This window comes from Streptomyces sp. DSM 40750 (assembly GCF_024612035.1).
GTDB lineage: Bacteria > Actinomycetota > Actinomycetes > Streptomycetales > Streptomycetaceae > Streptomyces.
Window position 1 is genome coordinate 4,660,620 of record NZ_CP102513.1, and the last position, 20,153, is coordinate 4,680,772.

The 20,153-nt window shown below is 70.9% G+C and carries 16 protein-coding genes; 12 read left to right on the plus strand and 4 right to left on the minus strand.

Annotated features, from left to right (window positions below; translation table 11 throughout):
* The first annotated feature begins 15 nt into the window (after positions 1–15).
* Both JIX55_RS20965 and JIX55_RS20970 read left to right on the plus strand, forming a co-directional pair.
* Complete coding sequence (locus JIX55_RS20965; protein ID WP_443046481.1) at positions 16–2,295, plus strand: bifunctional glycosyltransferase/CDP-glycerol:glycerophosphate glycerophosphotransferase; 2,280 nt, start codon at positions 16–18, stop codon at positions 2,293–2,295.
* A gap of 161 nt (positions 2,296–2,456) precedes the next feature.
* Positions 2,457–4,076 carry a hypothetical protein gene (locus JIX55_RS20970; RefSeq protein ID WP_257564839.1) on the plus strand — a complete coding sequence of 540 codons (1,620 nt, stop codon included), beginning with the start codon at positions 2,457–2,459 and terminating at the stop codon, positions 4,074–4,076.
* Positions 4,077–4,224: 148 nt separating this feature from the next.
* Here JIX55_RS20970 and JIX55_RS20975 read toward each other — a convergent pair whose 3' ends face one another.
* Positions 4,225–4,638 (minus strand): organic hydroperoxide resistance protein, encoded by a 414-nt coding sequence (locus JIX55_RS20975; protein ID WP_257544787.1) that lies wholly within the window; start codon positions 4,636–4,638, stop codon positions 4,225–4,227.
* Between the two features lie 129 nt (positions 4,639–4,767).
* Between JIX55_RS20975 and JIX55_RS20980 the strand changes: the two genes are divergently transcribed.
* The 8 genes from JIX55_RS20980 to JIX55_RS21015 all read left to right on the plus strand — a co-directional run bounded on the left by JIX55_RS20980 (position 4,768) and on the right by JIX55_RS21015 (position 13,523).
* Positions 4,768–5,289, plus strand: a complete 522-nt coding sequence (locus tag JIX55_RS20980; RefSeq protein WP_257564840.1) for a MarR family winged helix-turn-helix transcriptional regulator — start codon at positions 4,768–4,770, stop codon at positions 5,287–5,289.
* 333 nt (positions 5,290–5,622) lie between these two features.
* Positions 5,623–7,215: a glycosyltransferase family 2 protein gene (locus tag JIX55_RS20985; protein ID WP_257564841.1), complete on the plus strand. Its 1,593-nt coding sequence runs from the start codon at positions 5,623–5,625 to the stop codon at positions 7,213–7,215.
* A gap of 90 nt (positions 7,216–7,305) precedes the next feature.
* Complete coding sequence (galE, locus tag JIX55_RS20990) at positions 7,306–8,289, plus strand: UDP-glucose 4-epimerase GalE (RefSeq protein WP_257569411.1); 984 nt, start codon at positions 7,306–7,308, stop codon at positions 8,287–8,289.
* Between the two features lie 81 nt (positions 8,290–8,370).
* Positions 8,371–8,805 carry a DUF6507 family protein gene (locus JIX55_RS20995; RefSeq protein ID WP_257564842.1) on the plus strand — a complete coding sequence of 145 codons (435 nt, stop codon included), beginning with the start codon at positions 8,371–8,373 and terminating at the stop codon, positions 8,803–8,805.
* Positions 8,802–11,198 (plus strand): CvpA family protein, encoded by a 2,397-nt coding sequence (locus tag JIX55_RS21000; protein ID WP_257564843.1) that lies wholly within the window; start codon positions 8,802–8,804, stop codon positions 11,196–11,198. Before JIX55_RS20995 ends, JIX55_RS21000 begins: the two co-directional genes overlap by 4 nt.
* Entirely contained in the window at positions 11,195–12,217 is a 1,023-nt protein-coding gene (locus tag JIX55_RS21005; protein ID WP_257564844.1) for a hypothetical protein, read from the plus strand. The genes JIX55_RS21000 and JIX55_RS21005 overlap by 4 nt, the downstream gene beginning before the upstream one ends.
* Positions 12,218–12,370: 153 nt before the next feature.
* On the plus strand, positions 12,371–12,568 hold the full coding sequence (locus JIX55_RS21010; RefSeq protein ID WP_257564845.1) for a DUF397 domain-containing protein: 198 nt from the start codon (positions 12,371–12,373) through the stop codon (positions 12,566–12,568).
* A complete protein-coding gene (locus JIX55_RS21015; RefSeq protein WP_257564846.1) occupies positions 12,555–13,523 on the plus strand; it encodes an ADP-ribosylglycohydrolase family protein in 969 nt (322 codons plus the stop codon). Before JIX55_RS21010 ends, JIX55_RS21015 begins: the two co-directional genes overlap by 14 nt.
* Here the strand turns inward: JIX55_RS21015 and JIX55_RS21020 are convergent.
* A complete protein-coding gene (locus JIX55_RS21020) occupies positions 13,495–14,133 on the minus strand; it encodes a TetR/AcrR family transcriptional regulator (protein WP_257564847.1) in 639 nt (212 codons plus the stop codon). The two genes, JIX55_RS21015 and JIX55_RS21020, sit on opposite strands and share 29 nt — an antisense overlap.
* A 195-nt stretch (positions 14,134–14,328) precedes the next feature.
* Here JIX55_RS21020 and JIX55_RS21025 point away from each other — a divergent pair, with 195 nt between their 5' ends.
* Positions 14,329–15,267 carry an ABC transporter permease gene (locus JIX55_RS21025; RefSeq protein WP_257564848.1) on the plus strand — a complete coding sequence of 313 codons (939 nt, stop codon included), beginning with the start codon at positions 14,329–14,331 and terminating at the stop codon, positions 15,265–15,267.
* Positions 15,260–16,108: an ABC transporter ATP-binding protein gene (locus JIX55_RS21030; protein ID WP_443046482.1), complete on the plus strand. Its 849-nt coding sequence runs from the start codon at positions 15,260–15,262 to the stop codon at positions 16,106–16,108. The genes JIX55_RS21025 and JIX55_RS21030 overlap by 8 nt, the downstream gene beginning before the upstream one ends.
* A 23-nt stretch (positions 16,109–16,131) precedes the next feature.
* On the opposite strand, the gene JIX55_RS21035 is transcribed toward JIX55_RS21030, so the two are convergent.
* Positions 16,132–17,226: a glycosyltransferase gene (locus tag JIX55_RS21035; protein ID WP_257564849.1), complete on the minus strand. Its 1,095-nt coding sequence runs from the start codon at positions 17,224–17,226 to the stop codon at positions 16,132–16,134.
* On the minus strand, positions 17,223–20,096 hold the full coding sequence (locus JIX55_RS21040) for a bifunctional glycosyltransferase/CDP-glycerol:glycerophosphate glycerophosphotransferase (RefSeq protein WP_257564850.1): 2,874 nt from the start codon (positions 20,094–20,096) through the stop codon (positions 17,223–17,225). Before JIX55_RS21040 ends, JIX55_RS21035 begins: the two co-directional genes overlap by 4 nt.
* Positions 20,097–20,153 lie beyond the last annotated feature (57 nt).

A 20,153-nucleotide genomic window follows, 5' to 3' on the forward strand; every position in this document is an offset into this window, starting at 1 on the left:
CGCGCCGACCCATGGATGTCCCCCTTGCCCAGGTTCAGTGTCATCGTTCCCGCGTACAAGGTTCAGGCGTACCTGCACGAATGCCTGGATTCCGTGCTGTCCCAGTCCTTCACCGACCTCGAACTGATCGTCGTCGACGACGCCTCGACCGACAACTGCGCTGCGGTCGCCGAGGAGTTCGCGGCCCGCGACACCCGTGTGCGGCGCCCGGTGCGCCTGCGGGAGAACGCGGGGCCGGGTGCCGCCCGCAACAAGGGAATGGAGTACGCGAGGGGCGACTACCTCCTCTTCCTCGACGGCGACGACACGTTCACGCCGGGCGCGCTCCAGGCGATCGCCGACCGCGTCAAGGAGACCGGCGAACCCGACGTCCTCGTGTACGACTTCGCCCGCACCTCCTGGTCGGGTGAGCCCGTCCGTGACGAACACGCTCTCCAACTCACCGAACAGGGCACGGCCCCGTTCCGCCTCGACGACCGCCCGGGGCTGCTGGACGTCCGCCCGGTGGCGTGGAACAAGGCGTACAAACGCGAGTTCGTCGAGGACCACGACTTCCGGTTCCCGCCCGGCATCTACGAGGACACGGCCTGGACGTACCCGGTCCTGATGACCGCCGAGTCCGTCGCCACCCTCGACCGGGTCTGCGTCCACCACCGCAGGCGCCGCCACGGCAGCCTGCTCGACGCGACCACGCGGGCGCACTTCGATGTGTTCGAGCAGTACGACCGGGTGTTCGCGTACGTCGACGAGCGGCCGGAGCTGGCCCCGTGGCGTCCGGTGCTGTTCCGGCGCATGGTCGACCACCTCACGTCCGTGTTCTCCCGGCGCCAACGGCTGCCGCGTGGGGCGCGCTCCGAGTTCCTGCATACGGTCCGCGCGCACTGCGCCCGCTACCGCACTCCGGGCGCCCCCATCCGCGCCCGCGTCCGGCTGCGGCACGCGCTCCTACGGCTGGGCAGCCGGCGCACGTACGGGGCGCTGCGGGCCGTGGCACGGCTGGGCCGGAGCGCCGGGCGCCGGGTGGCGGGCCTGGCCCGGCTGCTGCGCGCCGCCGGGCTGCGCGTCCATTACCGCGTCCAGCGCCTCCTCCCGCTGCGTGCCGACCGGGCGGTGTTCGCCGCGTACGGGGGCCGGGGCTATGTGTGCAGCCCGGCCGCGCTGGAGAACGCGTTCCGTACGCACGTCCCCGGGATGCGCACCTCGTGGATCGCGCGCCCCGAACACCACCACACCCTTCCGGTGGCGACCCGGCGTGTACTCCCCGGCTCGATGGCGTACTGGACGGCGCTCGCCCGCTCCAAGTACCTGGTGAACAACGTGGACTTCGATCCCCGCCTGGTCAAGCGCCCCGGCCAGATCCTCCTCCAGACCCAGCACGGCACGCCGCTCAAGCACATGGGCCTCGACCTCCAGGACCGCCCGGCGGCCGCGCGCGGCACGGACTTCGCCGCCATGCTGCGCGGCAGCGACCAGTGGGACTACGTGCTGTCCGGCAACCGCCACTCCACCCTCGTCTGGGAGCGCGTCTACCCGTCGGCGTACACGACCCTCGAGTACGGCTCCCCGCGCAACGACGTGTTCCTGAGGGCCAGTTCGACGGATGTGGCCCGGGTGCGCGAACACCTCGGCATCCCCGAGGGCGCGGTCGCCGTCCTGTACGCCCCCACGCACCGCGACTACCGCCACTCACAACGCTCCCACCTGGACCTGGAGCGGGTGCTCCGCAAGCTCGGCCCGCGCTTCGTGATCCTGGCCCGCGCCCACCACGTGTACGACTCCCCGCTGACGGACCTGGCGCACGGCCGTCTCCTCGACGTCACGGCCTACCCGAGCGTCGAGAACCTGTGCCTCGCCTCCGACGCGCTCGTCACCGACTACTCCTCCCTGATGTTCGACTACGCCATCCTCGACCGGCCCATCGTGATCCACTCCGAGGACTGGGAGGCGTACGAGGCGGCCCGCGGCACGTACTTCGACCTGCGCTCCTTCCCGCCGGGCGCGGTCGCGCGCAGCGAGGACGAGCTGATCGACATCTTCGCGACGGGCCACTGGCGCGGGTCGCGCTCCGCGCAGCTGCGGGCGGCCTTCCGGGACCGGTTCTGCCAGTACGACGACGGGCGCGCGGCGGAGAGGGTGGTGCGGCGGGTCGTCCTGGGCGACACCACGCCGGCCGACTTCGTCCCCTTGTCCCACCGCCACCCGGTGCCGTCCGCCGCCGCGGCCCGCCCGTCGTCGCCGCTGGCGACGGTGCCGGGGCAGGCCCAGCCGGGTGTGGACGACCGCTTGCACCCGTGACGCGTCAGAGCTACGGGGCGCGGGTCGTACGGCGGGTGCCGGTTGCATGTGGCTGCTCGCGCAGTTCCCCGCGCCCCTGAGAGGCAGGGGCCGCACCCCGCACCTCACTCGATGTGGTGACCGCGGGCTAAGCCGGTGACCCGCACGGGAATATACGGCGAATGCCTCGAACAGCCCATACCGGTCACGATTCCGGCCGCGGTCCTCTGCGAGTCGGCACCCGGCGTCGCCGTATCACCCTCGGTGCCACCGCCCTGCGCGGCGGCCGTACCTGGCTGACCCGGCGGCCGACTCCCCATGTCGTCGTCGGCGGGCTGTTCTGGCTGGTGATGACGCTGGCGTACTGGCGGGTGCCGCTGTGCTGCGACGCCGGTCAGCACGCGGCGGTCGTCGAGCGCCTCCGCTGGAACCTGCTGCACCCGGCCCACCCGACCGCCGACCTGCCGGGCGCCGGCAGCCCGTACTACTCCCCGTACGCCGTCGCCCAGGGCGTACTCGCCCGGCTGACCGGCCTGAGCGGCTGGTCGTTGGTGAAGCTCGCCGGGCCGGTGAACCTGCTGGTGCTGCTCACCGGGATCGGCCGTTTCGTGCGCGTGCTGACGCCCCGGCCGTGGGCGCCGGTCCTCGCACTGCTGTTCATGACGTCGCTGTGGGGCACCGAGCGGGTCCTGTGGAGCGGCAATCTCGGGCTGATGTCGATGACGACGAACCTCGGCTATCCGTCGGCGTTCGCCATCGGGCTGACGTTCTGGGCGTGGGCGTGGACGGGGGCACGCGCGCGTGGCGGCGGATTTTCGCGGCGGGTGCGGTACGTCGGACCGAGCGGCCTCGGCAGCGTCTGGGCATACGCCGGACTGGGCGCGCTGTACGGGCTGATCCTGCTGGTGCATCCGATCACGGCCGTGGCTTCGGCGGCCGGGGCCCTGGCGATCGTGGCGGCCTGGCAGCGCGGATGGCGGGGCCCGGTGGTGGCGCGCTGGGCGCTGGCGGGAGCGGTCGCCCTCGCGGTCGCGGTGTCATGGCCGTACTACGACGTCCTGTCGCTGGCCGGGAACACGGGCGTGGACGCCATGCACCGGCCGCTCTACGAGAACGCGGCCGGACATCTCTGGCTGGCGCTGCTCGGGCTGCCGGCGCTGTGGGCACGGGGGCGCAGGTCGTCGAGGGACCCACTGGTGCTGGTGTTCGCGGCGGAGTGCCTGGTGGTGGCGTACGGCTGGGTCAGCGGGCACTACACGTACGGCCGCGTCCTGGGGCTCGCGGCCGTGCCCGCGCAGTTCGCCCTGGCGGTGGAGCTGGCGGCGCCCCGGCCGTGGGGATGGGCCCGGCGAGTGCTGGGCGGGGCGGCGGTCGCGGGGGTGTGCGTGGGGTTCCTCACCGTGCAGGCCGGGGCCGTGGTGCCGTCCCGGCTCGACCCCGTGGGGTTCGAGCCGCCGCCGCGGTGGCCGTCGTACGAGTGGGTGGCGCGGCATGTGCGGGCCGGCGAGGTGCTGATCACGGACGGGTACTTCGCGGGTCGTGCGATCGCTGGGTACGGGGTGAACATGGCGGTGCCGACGTGGCCCGATCCGGCGCTGGACGAGCGGGAGCGGGTTCGGCGGTACGCGGATGTCCGGGCGTATCTGGATCCCGCGTCCTCGCGTGCGGGGCGCGCGGTGATCGCGCGGCGGTACCGGGTGAAGTGGCTGTTGCTGACTCGGTGGCAGCGGGTGCCGGAGGAGGCGGTGGTCGTGGAGTGGAGTCCTGAGACCGGGGAGGTGCTGGCGCGGATCGCTCCGTAAGGGGGGAGGTCGGAGCGATCCGCGAGCTGACGGCCGGTGGGGCTGGTGCGGCTGGATGGGGCTGCTAGTCGCCCACGCGGCGGAGCCGCGAACTGTTACAGCCCCGCGCCCCCGAGAAACAGGTCCCAGCCCCTTCCGGATCGCGTGACTACTCGACGACCAGCTCGACCGGCATGTTGTTGCGGGTGGCGTTGGAGTAGGGGCAGACCTGGTGGGCCTGCTCGACGAGCTTGCGGCCGGTGGCCTCGTCGACGGTGTCGGGGAGTTCGACGCGGAGGGTGGCCTTGAGGGCGAAGCCCTCGCCCTCCTTGCCGATGCCGACCTCGGCGGTCACGGCGGCCTCACTGACGTCGACCTTGGCGGCGCGGCCGACGAGGCCGAGGGCGCTGGCGAAACAGGCGGCGTAGCCGGCGGCGAACAGCTGCTCCGGGTTGGTGCCCTGGCCGTTGCCGCCCAGCTCCACCGGGAGGGCCAGGTCGAGGTCGAGCTTGCCGTCGTTGGTGACGGCACGACCATCGCGGCCGTGGGTGGCGGTGGCGACAGCGGTGTAGAGCGCGTCCATGGGAGAACCATCCCTTTCACAGGTCATGTCACGTCCGGCGGTCCGGTCCGACCGCCGTTCATGGACTCAAGTAGAGCACACAATTCAATTGGACACAACTAAATGGTGGGCACGAGGTATCCTGGAGCCATGACCACGAGTGCCGCCCCCTTGCCCGAGGGGATCTCCCAGGAGATCCCCGGGCAGGTCTCCGAGGAGGACCTCCTCCGTCTCGACCGGCAGATCTGCTTCTCCCTGCACGCCGCCTCGCGCGCCTTCAACAGCGTCTACCGCGTGGTCCTGAAGGACCTGGGGATCACCTATCCCCAGTACCTGGTGATGCTGGTGCTGTGGGAGCAGGGCGAGTTGCCCGTGAAGAAGCTGGGCGAGCATCTGCGGCTCGACTCCGGGACGCTCTCGCCGCTGCTGAAGCGTCTGGAGGCGGCCGGTCTCGTACGGCGGGAGCGCAGCGCGCTCGACGAGCGGTCGGTGGTGGTGCGGCCGACCGAGGAGGGCACCGCCCTGCGGGAGCGCGCGCTGGCCGTGCCGCGCCGGATCGTCTCCGCGACGAGCTTCGACATCGACGAGATCCGCGATCTGCGCGACCGCCTGAACCGTCTGACGACCGCACTGGACGAGGCGGCACTGGAGGAGCCGGGAGAGCGGGCCTAGTTCCAGCTGGGCCCAATGCCGCTGCGGCATTGGGCCCAGGCCGGGCGGTTCTGCTGGTACCAGCCATTCGGTCCAACCGGCCCGTTCGGCCCGTTCGGCCCAACCGGCAACCGGCCCATCAGCGCGGAGTCGCCCGCCTCGACAGGCCGATCCAGCCTTCCGGCCCTCCGGCCCTCCGGCCCACCCGGCCCCTTCGAGCCATCCGGGCGATGAGACGGAATCCAACAACCTCAAACGGAACCCCGACCTCACGGGCGCCATCTTCCCCACGGGGCCGCGAAGGCTCCCTTAAGGGAAGATTGCACACATACCTCTCACAGGTGCGGGGCAACCATGGCTCTTCAGCAGGCGCACGTCTCCGTCGTCGTCATCGGGTACGACGACGCCGCCCAGGTGGCGGACGCCGTGCGCTCGGCGCTGGCACAAGGGCCGGCCGTCCGTGAGGTGCTCGCGGTCGACGACTGTTCGACGGACGGCAGCGGGGAGCTGCTGGAGCGGCTGGCCGAGGACGAGCCCCGCCTGAGGGTGATCCGGCGCGGGACCAACAGCGGTGGCTGCGGCACCCCGCGCAACATCGGGCTCGACGCCGCGGCCTCGCCGTACGTGATGTTCCTGGACAGCGACGACGTGCTGCCGCCGGGCGCCGTGGACGCGCTGCTGGGCGCGGCCCTGGAGCACGACGCGCCGGTCGCGTCGGGGCTGTGCGTGCGCAAGGAGCTGCCGTCCGGCCGCGAGACCCCCTGGCAGCCCGAGCTGTACGCCCAGCGCACGCTGGTGGCGCACCCGTCCCTGCGGGTGCGCCTGGTGCACGACACCCTCTGCGTCAACAAGCTCTACCGCACCGCCTTCCTGCGCGAGCACGCCATCCGTTTCCCCGAGGGCCGCTTCCCGTACGAGGACTTCGTGTTCGTCGCGCGCGTGCTGGCCGCCGGGCCCCGCGTCGCGCTCGTCCCGGACCCGGTGTACGTCTGGCACGTGCGCCGGTCGGCGCCCCGGCTGTCCATCTCCCTGGACCGCTCGGGCATCGCCAACTGGCGGGCCCGGCTCGATGCCGACCGGCTGTCGTACGACATCCTGCTGGGCGCCGGCGAGAAGCAGCTCGCACGGGCGACGCGGACGCGCTTCCTCGACCACTCGCTGCGGATGTACGCGCGTGAGCTGGACCTGCGCGGCACGGGGTACCGGCGTGAGTGGTGGGCCCTGACGCGCGCGTACCTGGCCGCCTTCGACGAGGGCGACTTCACGCCGGCGCCCGCGCCCGGCCGGGTCGTCGCCCGGGTGATCCTCGCCGCCGAGGAACCACGCGACCTGGCCCGCCTCAAGGAGATGGCGGCCCGCCCGGCCCGGCTGGCCCCGCCCTACGCGCGCGCGGCCGACGGCTCCCCCGTCTGGTCCGCCGACCTGCCCCAGGTGGAGCTGGACCACCTCCTCGTCCGGCCCGTACACCTGCTGCCCGCCGCCGTCGACGCCGAACTGAGGCCACGCGCCCGGGGAACGGTGCTCCGGCTGCGCCTGCACGAGCTGTACGGGCGGATGGCGGACGCGGGGCCGGAGACCGTGGAGGTGGAGTTCGCCGAACGGGAGACCGGGCGGGTCGGGTTCACCGGCACGGCGGCCCTCACGGTTCAGCCGGACTTCGACAGCTGGACGGCCGAGGTCCCGCTGGACCTGGCGGCGTTGGGCAGCGGCACCTGGGATCTCCGGCTGCGGCTGCGGTTCCAGGAGGGCACCCACCGAGAGACCACCGCGCACGCCGTCGCGGGCGCCGGGCTGCTGCGCCGGAGCGCACTGCCGAGCACGCGCCACGGAGTGCTCCTGGTGCAGCCGTACGCGACGCACGCGGGGGCGCTCGCGGTGCGGATCGCGCCCGGTTGGCGAGGATTGACCGAAGTGGTACGCCGTCGCCTCAAACGACTGCTTCACTGATGACCTGCCGATGCCCCACCTGCGATGACCCACCTGCCTGCACCCGCTCGCACCCGCATCATCACCATGACTACGAAGGGACGGTCGTACATGACCTGGCTGATCACCGGTGGCGCCGGATACATCGGGGCGCATGTGGTGCGCGCGATGCTCGACGCGGGCGAACAGGCCGTCGTCTACGACGACCTGTCCACGGGTATCGCCGAACGGGTCCCCGACAGCGTGCCGTTGGAGATCGGCTCCACCCTCGACGGGGAGCTGCTGGCGCGGGTGATCCGGGACCGGGGCATCACCGGAGTCGTCCATCTCGCGGCGAAGAAGCAGGTCGGCGAGTCCGTCGAACTGCCGCTGCACTACTACCGGGAGAACGTCGAGGGCCTGCGCACCCTGCTGTCGGCCGTTACGGACGCCGGGGTCGCGTCCTTCGTCTTCTCGTCCTCCGCCGCCGTGTACGGCATGCCCGATGTGGACCTCGTCACCGAGGGCACACCGTGTCTGCCGATGAGCCCGTACGGCGAGACCAAGCTGGTCGGCGAGTGGCTGGTGCGGGCCACGGGCCGGGCGACCGGCCTGTCGACGGCCTCGCTCCGCTACTTCAACGTGGCCGGGGCGGCGACCCCCGAACTCGCGGACACCGGCGTCTTCAACCTCGTGCCCATGGTCTTCGAGAAGCTCTCCGAGGGCGCCCCGCCACGGATCTTCGGCGCCGACTATCCGACCCCCGACGGGACCTGCGTCCGCGACTACATCCACGTCGTCGACCTCGCGGAGGCCCATGTGGCGACCGCGCGGCGGCTGCGCGAGGCGCCGGGCACGGACCTCACCCTCAACATCGGTCGCGGGGAGGGTGTTTCGGTGCGCGAGATGATCGACCAGATCAACACGCTCACCGGCCACGACCTGCCTCCGACGGTCGTCGACCGGCGCCCGGGCGACCCCGCGCGCGTCGTCGCCTCGGCGGACCGTATCGCCTCCGAGCTGGGCTGGAAGGCGCGGTACGGCGTCGAGGACATGATCGCGTCGGCGTGGGCGGGCTGGAACGCCCGCGATGTTCTGCCTCCCCACGGGAACTGACAGTCACCGGTTACGCGTGTGTACTGAGGGAAGCGAAAAACGTACGGCGTATCCGACAGGAGCGTTACGGGGGTAGCGACGATGCCGGCTTGGGACATCGATCCGATCAATGTGCAGACCACGCTGAACTCGACCGGTGAGGCGGCGGGCGGCCTGGAGAAGGCCGCCAACTCACTGGTGACGAACATGGCGAGCGCGGCCGAGTCCGCCGGCACGGCCGTGCCGGGCGGGCAGTTCAACGGGCCCATGATCGGGCCGGTGGCCGCGGGCACCCCACGGGTGCCGGTCGGCCCGGTCGCGGCGGCGTTGAGCCAGTACCTCCAGGAGCGGCAGCAGAAGCTGGCGTTCATGGCGCAGCGGACCATCGACTCCGTGCAGGGTACGGCCAAGGCCACCAACGCCTATGTCACGGGCGACCTGGACATGGCCGCCGAACACCAGGCGGGCGCCCTCAAGGCGACGGTCGTACCTCCGCCGCCGGGTGTCGACGGCAACGGCGGGCAGGGGCCGAAGTGAGCGACGACATTCCCGTCATCCCGGAGGAAGTCCCCGAGTTCACGGGCAATCTGGAGCTGCTGGACCAGCACATCGCGGGCGTCCGTTCGGCCGGCACCTCCCTGAAGGATTCGGGCTCGGCGATCCACACCCGCTTCGGCGGCCTCTCCGCGTACTACAAGGCGCCGGAGGCGGAGGCGCTGTTCGCGACGACCGCGCCGGTGGCGACCAAGGGCGACGAGTTCGCCACCGAGCTGGAGACCGTGGCCTCGGCCCTGGACACGTATGCCGCGGCCGTCGGCCCGCTCAAGCAGAAGTTCGACCAGCTGCGCCAGGACGCGATCGCCTTCCGCAGCAAGATCGCGGACGACGAAGAGTGGCGCGCCGACGGCGACCTCATCGAGGAGAACAACAACCGCCGCTCCGACATCAACGCCGCGTACGCCGCCTTCCAGGCCGCCGAACGCGACTGCTACAACAAGATCGTCGCGCTGGTCGGCGGCGAGCAGCTCGTCGTCAACGACGGCTCCAACCAAGAGAACATGTACGGCTACCGGGGCGAGGACCTCAACAACGCCGGCGGTCTGCCCTGGGGCGACCCGGTCGAGGAGTCCAACCCCTGGTACTACATCCACGAGCACGCCTGGGACTTCGCGGTCGGCTTCGTCGTCGACGGTGTGTGGGGCACGATCAAGGGGCTCGGCACGCTGGTGGGCTTCAACGGCCTGGACGCGGCCGGCCAGGCCTGGGTCGGCCTCGGCAAGCTCGCCACCGGCATCGTCATCATGTCCAACCCGGTGACCGCCGCCGCGTTCTGGCTCACCCCCGACGACAAACTGCCCTCCTGGATCCGCGACTCCCGCACGGCGGTCGTGGAGACCGGCAAGGCGCTCATCGCCTACGACGAATGGGGCAAGAACCCGTCGCGGGCGGCCGGAGCCGTGACCTTCAACGTCCTCACCACCATCTTCACGGGCGGCGCGGGCGGTGCCGTGGCCGGTGCGGGCAAGGCCGGCGCCATCGCCAGGGCCATCTCCTTCGCGGGCAGGGCCGGCCGGATCGTCGACCCGATGACGTACATCACCAAGGGCGCCGGCGCGACGGCGGTGAGGATCAGCGACGTGATGGCGGGCCTGCGCGGCATCACCGACGGCACCCACATCAAGCTCGGCGAGGGCACGTACCAGATCGCCGATCCGCCCAACATCACGGACGACCTGCCGACCGGGCTCACCCCCGAGAACACCGTCCGCATGGAGACCCCCAAGGGCGAGGTCGTCTACCTCAACACCGAGACGCTGGTCATGCACAACGCCGACGGCACGGTGCGGGAGTCCCTGGACAGCATCAAGCAGGAGGGTACGGCGGCCGAGCGGGGGGCCGATGTCTCGCAGCGCCAGCCGGAGCTGGTGGGCGCCGGGGCCAGGGTGGGCGACGGGACGGGGACTGTGGGGCAGGTCGGGGACAACGGCCTGCCGTCCGGGAGCCATGAGACGCCGACCGGTGGTGGTCGTGGTGAGACACCGGGTGGTGGACAAGCAGAAACCCCCTCGGGCGGCGGTCACCCGGAGAGCCCTGCGGGCGGCGGTCACAGTGAGACGCCCGGCGGTGGCGGCACCGACGGACCCGGCAGCGGTGGCACCGACGGAACCGGCGGTGGCGCTGACGGTCCGGGTGGGCCTCCGCAGGATCCGCCGGGTGGCCCGGGAGCCGGTAGCGGCGGTCCGGACGAACCCAGCGGATGGGAGCGGCCCGACGGCGACCCGGCGCCCTTCGAGCGCGGCGGTCAGCTGGAGGACCAGGTCCGTCAGCAGCTCCGGGGTACGAAGGTCAAGCCGGGCGACGTCGAGTCGATCCTGAACACCCTGGCCGGGCACCCGGCGGGGCGCGAGGTCGCCGACGTCATCGCCTCCGGGCGCTTCAGGGACGCCCCGAACTTCTCGGACGTCGTCTCCAACATGTCCCGTCCTTCGGAGATGCCCGGGAGCCTGGAGCAGATCCGGCTGGCCAACCGGCTGCACGAGAGCGGACTGACCGACATCTCGTTCGAGGTCAAGCAAGGAGGCCACGAGATCAAGCCGGGAGTCGTCACCGGCGAACGGACCGACCTGGACCTGATGGCCCGGGACGCGGCCGGCAACGTCCACGGCTGGCAGTTCAAGGACGTCCAGTCGACCAACCCCAAGAACGTGATCGGCAAGGTCTTCAAGGAGATGCGCCAGCTGACGGACTCGGGCGCCGACGTGCAGACCTTCGTGCTGGATACGGTGGTCTCGAAGGAAGACCTCGCGCCGCACCTCGGACGGCTCGAAAAGAACTACATGGACAAGAACGTGCAGGTCGTCATCCGCACCCCGGACGGAATCGTGTTCATTCCGCCGGGCGGCAGGTTCATGCCGGAGGGAACGCTGTGATCGCCACCACGCCCGTCGCCCGGTGGACCTGGGGACGGGACGACGAAGCCGCTGACGGTCTCGTCCTGTGCCTGCACGACGCGTTGGCCGCATACGCGGTGCTGGCCTCGCATCGCTTCGCGGTCGGGGCGCCGAAGGTGCGTCTCAAGGTGCCCGAGTCGGGGAACCCGAGGAACCTCCTGTTCGAGGGCGAACTCCTGCCAGGCGCGGAGCTCCCTGCGGAGGAGACCGCCATGCGTCTCGCCGACGAAGTGCGGGCCGCTCTGCGCCCCGGAGAGATCGGATCTGTGGAAGCCGACATCACCTGCACCGGCGTACTGCTCGACGGTGAGGGCGCGGAATTCCTCCAGGAGGGGCTGGTCCTTCTGGGTACCGCCTCGTACCGCGACTACGTCACCACGGACCTCAGGACCTTTTCGGACGCCTGGATGCCGTACGACCTGGAGGGGCGTCCCCAGACCGGCATTCACGCCGCGAACCACCCACGGCTGGCCGCCGCGCTGCACGACTTGTCCGAAGCTCTGGGGTCGGAAACCGACCCGGACGACCCCACCTACTTCGGCAGGCCGACCGAGACGGGCGTCGACAACTTCTTCGAGCCGGACGGCTCCCCGTCCGACGTGTGGTCCCGCTTCGAGATCCCGAGGCGTAGCGAGGTCTTCCGGCATGGCCCCGTCTTCGACTCCGTGGGCTACAAACGGTCCGGGGCCGAGCAGGTCCAGTGCGTCCCGGTCGTCGCCGACCACGGCGGCGTCCTCGGCTACCTGTGGGCCTCGGACGCCGACGCCGCCGCCAGCTTCGAACCGCGCGAGGCGGCCGATGAGGAAGGCCGCAAGGCGGGGCTGGTGTGGCTGGAGCGCCTGCACGAGTCGTACGAGCGCGGCCTGACCCCGGTCCAGGCCCTCGCGGCCTGCGCCGCCCTGCCCGCCGACCCGGTGGCGGGCCACGTATCCGAGAACGCCGAGCCGCAGATCATCGCCCTCGACGCCCTGCGCGAAGCCGCCATGCACGGCGACTGACCCGCCACGGTAAGGGGATGGAAGTGACGAACACGCCCGGCCACGCTCCCAGGCTGGGCGCCGGTGGATGGACGCCGCCGGGCTCGATCTCCATGGTGTCGATCTGTCCGGCAGGGTCAGCCGCATCGTCCACGATCTGTGAAAGGAACCGGAATGCGCTGCCCTCTCAACTGGCAGAAGTCGTCCTTCTCCGGCACGGATTCCGGCGACGACTGCGTCGAACTCGCCCTCGCTCCTGCCTCCATACGAATACGCGAAAGCGACCACCCCACTACCCGCCTCACCACCACCCCCGCCCCCCTCCACGCCCTCCTCACCACCCTCAAGGCGGGCACCCTTGGCCGACGCTGACCCGCAGCGCGCCCTCGGCGCGATCCTCGGCTCCGCCACAGGCGACGCCCTCGGCGCCCCCTTCGAGTTCGGCCTCGAAGGGGCGTTCTCCGCACGCTTCCCCAAGGCCGGGCACGGCGGTGAGATGTGCGGCGGCGGTGGCTGGGATCCGGGCGAGGCCACGGACGACACGCAGATGGCCGTGCTCGTCGGGGAGTCGCTCGTCGAACACGGCGGGCTCGAACTCCCCGACATCTTCCGGCGGTTCCAGCGCTGGGCCGCCTCCGGCCCCAAGGACATCGGCATCCAGACCGAGGACGTCCTCACCAACGGCGAACCCTGGGACCTCGCCGCCGCCCTCCACTTCCAGGTGAACCTGCGGGCGGCGGGCAACGGCGCGTTGATGCGGGCGGCCACCTCGGCCGTGTATTTCGCGCCGTACGGGCGAGAGGCCGCCATGGACGCCGGGCGGCGGCTGTCCGCGCTGACGCACGGCGACGCGGCGGCCTGGGAAGGCACCGCCGTCTTCCACGAGCTGGTACGGGTCGCGCTGGACGGAGGCGATCCGCTCGCCGCCCTCCCCGACGCGCTGGACGCCGTACGGGCCGATCACCGCGCCCGGTACGCCGTCGTCCTCGCCCCCGACTGGCACCCGGACGACGCCACGGAGTTCAACGGCGCCGTCTGGCCCTGCCTCGGCTCCGCCGTCTGGGCCGTGCGGACGACCGACTCGTACGAGGACGCCGTACGGGCGGCCGTCGACCTCGGCGGCGACACGGACACCGTCGCCGCGGTGACCGGCGGGCTCGCGGGGGCGGTGTACGGCGCCGACGCGATCCCGGAGCGATGGCTGGAGCCGTTGCACGTACCGCTGCCCGGTTTCGGCGGCCGGGTCCTGCGCACCCCCGAACTCACCGCACTCACCCGGCGGTTGCTGCCGGGCGCCCCTACAGCGCCCGCAACGCCCCCGCCGTAGCCCGCGTCAGACCCTCCAGGTACCCCTTCGGCAGCTTCGGCGCGCGCACGACCACCGACCGCCAGTACAGCGGCCCGGAGATCACATCCAGAGCCAGGTCCTCGTCGACGCCCTCCCGGACCTCCCCCCGGGCGACCGCCGCCGCGAGGATCCCCGTGGCCACGCTCTGCTGCCCCTCCCGCAACGCCTTCTGCATGGCCTCGGCGATCTCCGGGTTGCGCGCGGCCTCGGCCTGGAGGTCGGGGATGATCTGGCCGGCGACGGGGTGGCGCAGAGCGCGGGACGTGACCTCGTAGAGCAGCCTCAGATCGCCCTCCAACGAACCCGTGTCCGGCATCGGCAGGCCCTGGACGGCCACCGCCGAGACGAGGTCCAGCACCAGGTGCAGCTTGGAACGCCAGCGCCGGTACACCGCCGTCTTGCCGACCCCCGCGCGGCGCGCGATCCCCTCGATGGACATCCGGGCGTAGCCGACGGCCGCCAGTTCCTCGAAGACCGCCGTCCGGATCGCCTCGGTCACGTCCTCACGGAGCACGGCCGCCCCGGCGGGGGCCCGGCGACGCGGCCGTGGCGGCGGCTGCGCTGCTGAGGGGTCGGCGTTCGTCGTCATGTCTCACAGCATAGGGCGTGACGACGAAACGGTTGCGTTCCGACGTCATAACGGATTACTCTCGCGTTGCGACGATACGGTCCCGTCCCGACGTAAGGGCAGGGCAAGGGCGGCGTGAGAAGCATGAGCCGCCGAGTGCCCGGTAGCCGATCAGCCGAGTACGCGGGACGCCCCCCACTAGCGAAAGCAGCGGATGTGAGCCAGGTCCTCCACACACCGCCACCCCCGACGGCGGCCAACCCCCCGGCCGCCCCGGGCACCCCCGCCGAGACCCCGTCCCAGCTCGCCGAGCGGTACGGCCTCAGCGTCAGCGGGGCCCGCCCCTCGCTCGGCGCGTATGTACGGCAGCTGTGGGCCCGGCGGCACTTCATCACCGCCTTCGCCACGGCGAAGCTGACCGCGCAGTACAGCCAGGCGAAGCTCGGCCAGCTCTGGCAGGTCGCGAACCCGCTGCTCAACGCGGCGGTGTACTACCTCATCTTCGGTCTGCTCATGGGCACCAAGAAGGGCGTGCCGGACTACGTCCCGTTCCTCGTGACCGGCGTGTTCGTGTGGACCTTCACGCAGAGCTCGATCATGGCGGGCACCCGGGCCATATCCGGCAGCCTCGGCCTCGTCCGGGCCCTGCACTTCCCCCGGGCGTCGCTGCCCCTGTCGTACTGCCTGCAGCAGCTCCAGCAGCTGCTGTTCTCCATGGCCGCGCTGGTCGTGATCCTGCTCGCCTTCGGGGTGCCGGTCGCCGCGTCCTGGCTGCTGGTCGTGCCGGCGCTCACGCTTCAGTTCGTGTTCAACGCCGGGGTCGCGATGGTCATGGCGCGGGTCGGCGCCAAGACCCCCGACATCTCGCAGCTGATGCCGTTCGTGCTGCGTACCTGGATGTACGCGTCGGGCGTGATGTTCAGCATGGACCACATCCTCGCCGACCGGGACCTGCCGGCCTTCGTGCACGTGCTGCTGGAGTTCAACCCGGCCGCCGTCTACATCGACCTCATGCGCTTCGCGCTGATCGACAGCTTCCACGGGGGTCAGTTGCCGCAGCACGTGTGGGCGATCGCCGCGGGCTGGGCGCTCCTCGCGGGCGTCGGCGGGTTCATCTACTTCTGGAAGGCTGAGGAGACGTACGGCCGTGGCTGACACCATCATCACCCCGCACACCGGGGAAACCGCGCACACCGGGGAAACCGCTCGGGAGACCGCCGCCGAAGCCGTCCCCACCGTCGTCGTCGACGGCGTCGACATCGTCTACCGCGTCAACGGCACGGGGGCCGGGCGCGGCACCGCCACCGCCGCGCTCAACCGCATCCTGCGGCGGAAGAAGACCGAGAAGGCGGCCGGCGTACGCAAGGTACACGCCGTGCGGAACGTGTCCTTCACCGCGTACCGGGGCGAGGCCATCGGCCTCATCGGCACCAACGGCTCCGGCAAGTCGACCCTCCTCAAGGCCGTCGCCGGACTCCTCCCCGTCGAGAACGGCCGTATCTACACCGACGGCCAGCCGTCTCTGCTCGGCGTGAACGCGGCCCTCATGAACGACCTCACCGGTGAACGCAACGTCCACCTCGGGGGGCTCGCCATGGGGATGTCCCGTGAGCAGGTCAAGGAGCGGTACCAGGAGATCGTCGACTTCTCGGGCATCAACGAGAAGGGCGACTTCATCACGCTGCCCATGCGCACGTACTCCTCCGGAATGGCGGCGCGGCTCCGGTTCTCCATCGCCGCGGCCAAGGACCACGACGTACTGCTGATCGACGAGGCCCTCGCGACGGGCGACGCCTCCTTCCGCAAGCGCTCGGAGGCCCGCATCCGTGAGCTGCGGAAGAACGCGGGAACGGTGTTCCTCGTCAGCCACAACAACAAGTCGATCCGGGACACATGCGATCGGGTGCTGTGGCTTGAGCGGGGGGAGCTTCGCCTGGACGGGCCGACGGACGATGTGCTGAAGGAGTACGAGAAGTTCACGGGTGGGAAGAAGTAGGCCGCGCTCCTCAAGCGCAGGGGCTACCTCTCCAGGAAGCTGAACAACGCCTCCCACCTGTCCACGATCTCGGTCGTGCCGTAGCGGCGAATGTTCTCCCTCGCCGTGTCGCCCATCCGGTCCCGCAAGCTCTTGTCGGTCAACAACAGGTCCAGCTTGCGGGCCAGTTCGCCCGTGTTGCCGGGGGCCACGAGCAGCCCGTCCACTCCGTCCCGCACGATCTCGTGGACGCCCGGCGCACAGTCGAAGGCGGCGCAGGGAACACCCATGGCCATGGCTTCCATGAGGGCGAGGGGGAAGCCTTCGCCGCGGGAGGAGAGGGCGAAGACGGAACCGCCGCGCAGGGCGGCCGGGACGTCGCTCGTGCGGCCCATCCACCGCACCGAGCCGTCGAGGCCGAGGGAGGCGCACTGCTTGCGCAGGATCTCCTCGTCCTCGCCGGAGCCGTAGATCTTCAGGACCCAGTCGGGGTGGCGGGGGGCCACCTCGGACCAGGTGTCGAGAAGCATGTCGACGCCCTTCTCGTCGCTGAGCCGGCCGATGCTGATGACGGCCTTCTCGGTGCGCGGCGACGGCTCGTCCGGCAGCCAGGGCACGGCGTTCGGGATGAACGAGGTGTTGTTGAGGCCCTCACCGATCCACAGGTCGGCGTCCTCCCGGGTGAGGACGAGCATGCGGTCGACGTCCCGGTAGTGGCGCAGGACCCGCCGGAAGCGGGAACTGGCCTTCGACGTCTGGTACGACTCGTGGCTCATGCCGATGACGGCCAGACCCCGGGTGTCGGCTTGGTTCACCCACTCCATCGCCCACACCTGGGTCACGATGACGACCCCGCCGGGACGCGCGGTGCCGAAGAGCCGGGTCAGCCGGGCGGCCCGCTCACGCATGCTCGCGTCCCGCGCCCGGCCGGGGCCCGGCGGCTGGCCGTCGTACAGCCTGGTCGTGGGGTACGGGAGTTCGCCGAGGTCGTGCGGATCGTCGGGCGTGGTGATGCCGATGACATGGACGCGGTGACCGCGCTCGGTGAGGAGCCGGGCCATGTGGTGCGTCCAGCTGGTCACACCGCCCAGCTCGTCGACGCTGTTGGCGACGAGGAAGATGTCCCGCGGCCCGGTCACTTGTGCCTCCACTCGGAGAAGAACTGGTCGACGATGCTCTGGGCCGCCGTGCCCTTGTCGTACTCGCCGAAGTCGGCCGTGAACCGCTCCCGCACGGCGGCGTACTTGATCGTCTGCTCGTCCAGCGACGACTCCCGCAGGACGGAGTGCAGTTCGTCCTCCGTCCGCAGGATCGGGCCCGGCGCGCGTTCCAGCAGGTCGAAGTAGGTGCCTCGGCCCTCGTGCACGTACTCCTCGTAGTCGTACGTGAAGAAGAGCATGGGGCGGTCCAGGAGCGCGTAGTCGAACATCACCGACGAGTAGTCCGTGATCAGCGCGTCCGCGAGGGCGAGGACGGGGGTCACGTCGTGGTGGGCCGATACGTCGATGACCCGGCCCCGGACGGAGGGCGGGAGGACGACGTGGTTGAGGTAGTGGGCGCGGACGAGGAGGACGTACTCGTCGCCGAAGGTCTCGGCGAAGCGCTCCACGTCGAAGGGGAGGGTGAAGCGGCGCTGTCCGTGGTGCCGGAAGGTGGGGGCGTAGAGCAGGATCTTCTTGTCCGCGGGGATGCCCAATTCGGCCGCCAGCGGCGGGCGTTGAGCCGTCTCGCGGGCCTGTGCGAGCACGTCGTTGCGCGGATAGCCCACCCGCAGCAGCACTTTCTCCCGCAGCCGGAAGGCCTTCGCCAGCGTGCGGACGTCGTGCTCGGAGCGGATCAGGAAGTGGTCGAAGCGGTCCAGGGTGCGCTGTTGTTCGGCCTGCTCGGCGCGGGTCTTGAGCTTCCAGCCGGGCTCGTCGAAGCCCATACGCTTGAGCGCGGAGCCGTGCCAGGTCTGGAGGTAGGTCGTGCCGGGGCGCTTGGTCAGCTTCAGCGGGTAGCTCTGGTTGTCGATCCAGAACTCGGCGCGGGCGAGGGCCCGCAGGTAGGGCAGCGACCAGCGGCGCACGAGGGTGGCGTCGGAGGGGAAGCCCTCCGGGCGGCCCGTGTACGACCACACGGCCTCGAAGTCGAGGCCCTGGCGGCGCATCTCCTCGTAGATCGCCCGGGGGCTGTCGCTGTACTGCCGGCCGAGGTGGCTCTCGAAGACCACGAGGCGCCGGTGCACCGGCATGCGCTGGAAAACCTCGTGATAAAGGCGGATTTTGGTGTCTCCGGAGGTGGCCTTCTTGCGCAGCGCCTTCGCCTTGCGGTAGCCGTTCTTGGCGAGCCGGGCGGGGGTGCCCTGGAGGCCGCGGGTGACGAGGACGTTGGCCTTCTTGTCGGGGACCAGGCGGAAGGCGAGGTGGCCGCGGGCGGAGATCTGCGGCTCGACGCGGTCGGCGACCAGGCGGGTGAGACGGGGCCGGACCGGCAACTCGCCGGTGGCCAGGCCCGGTTCGGCGGCGGTGAGGCGGCTGGTGGTGCGTTCGCCGTCGACGTCCAGGTGGAGACGTACGTCCCAGACGGCGTCCACGATGCCGAGCGGGCGGACGGTCTTCGAGATGTCCGCCGTGGCTTCCCAGGACACATGCGGGCCCTCGTGCCGGACCGTGGGCACCGGGACGCGGAACGTCTGGAAGCGCACGCCCGGGCGGCGGGCGTAGAACTCCAGCGCGGCGGCGAGCCGGGCGCCGGGCGGGATGACGCCGAGGGGGTTGGTGACGCGCCCGGCGAGACGGACACCGCTCCGGCCCGTCTCCTCGTACTCCGTCAGCTCGTTGCGCAGGAACAGCTTCCCTACCGGGCGGGCGTGGTAGCCGAGTTCGGTGACGTCCAGGATCCGGCGCGCGAACTCCCCCTCCTCGCCGGGCGCGTCCAGGTGCTCGGCGCACCAGTAGATCCGTCCGTCGCGCTCGACGAGCGGCGCGGAGACCTTGTCGCGGTTGGTGAGGGTGTCCACGGCGGGCAGCAGGTTGTCCCAGTCGCTCATCCGCAGCAGATACGCGCAGACCGCGTGGATGGGATCGACCTCGTCGTACGCGGCCGGGTCGATCGACGCCAGATAGGCGCGGGCCAGCTCGGCGAACTCCTGGCGGTACGCGGCGTCCCGGAAGGGCAGGTCACGCAGATGCAGCACCAGGTCGTGCTTGAGGAACTTGACGTCCTTGTGGAACTTCAGCGCCTCCATGCCCTGGTCGGCGAGGAGCCGGTCGACCCGGCGGTGGATCTCCATGCGGTGCGCGAAGTTGGCGATCTCGGCCCGCCGGTTGCTGATCGAGGCCTCGGACTTCCCTGAATTCTGGACGACGTTCCAGTCGTAGACCCGGTTGGGGATCAGGGTGATGCGGCGGGCGGCCGCGTACGCCTGGGCGGAGAAGAAGAGGTCCTCGTAGTGGATGCCGACGGGGAACTCCAGGCCGTTGTCGACGAGGAAGTCCCGGCGGTAGCACTTGTTGGTCGACAGGGTGTCGTAGACCAGCAGGTCGGGCAGCTCGGAGACCGAGTCGAGGGTACGGGTGCGGGCGTACAGCCACGGGTACCACTTGACCTCCTTCCGCGTGCGGGTGTCCACGTGGACGCGGACGCAGAGGCCGGAGACGAGGTCGGCGCCGGTGGTCTCGGCGGCCTCCAGCATGTTCCGGCAGGCGTTCCGCTCCAGGACGTCGTCGCTGTCGAGGAAGAGGACGTACTCGCCGCGGGTCTCACGGATGCCCTGGTTGCGGGGCGCGCCGCAGCCGCCGCTGTTCGCGGGGAGCCGGTACGCCCGTACGCGGTCCGGGTGCTCGGCGGCGAGGCGGGCGGCCACCTCGTACGAGCCGTCCGTGCTGTGGTCGTCGACGATCACGACCTCGACGCTCCGCAGTGTCTGCTCCAGCACCGAGCGCACGGCCGTGGGCAGCCTGGCCTCGTCGTTGTAGACGATCACGACGACCGATACGGCGGGTCGCTGGTCCACGTTCGCGTTCACCCCATTCGTTCCGTTTCACTACTGCTTCTACCCTCTATAGACCGTGGTGCGGTTGAG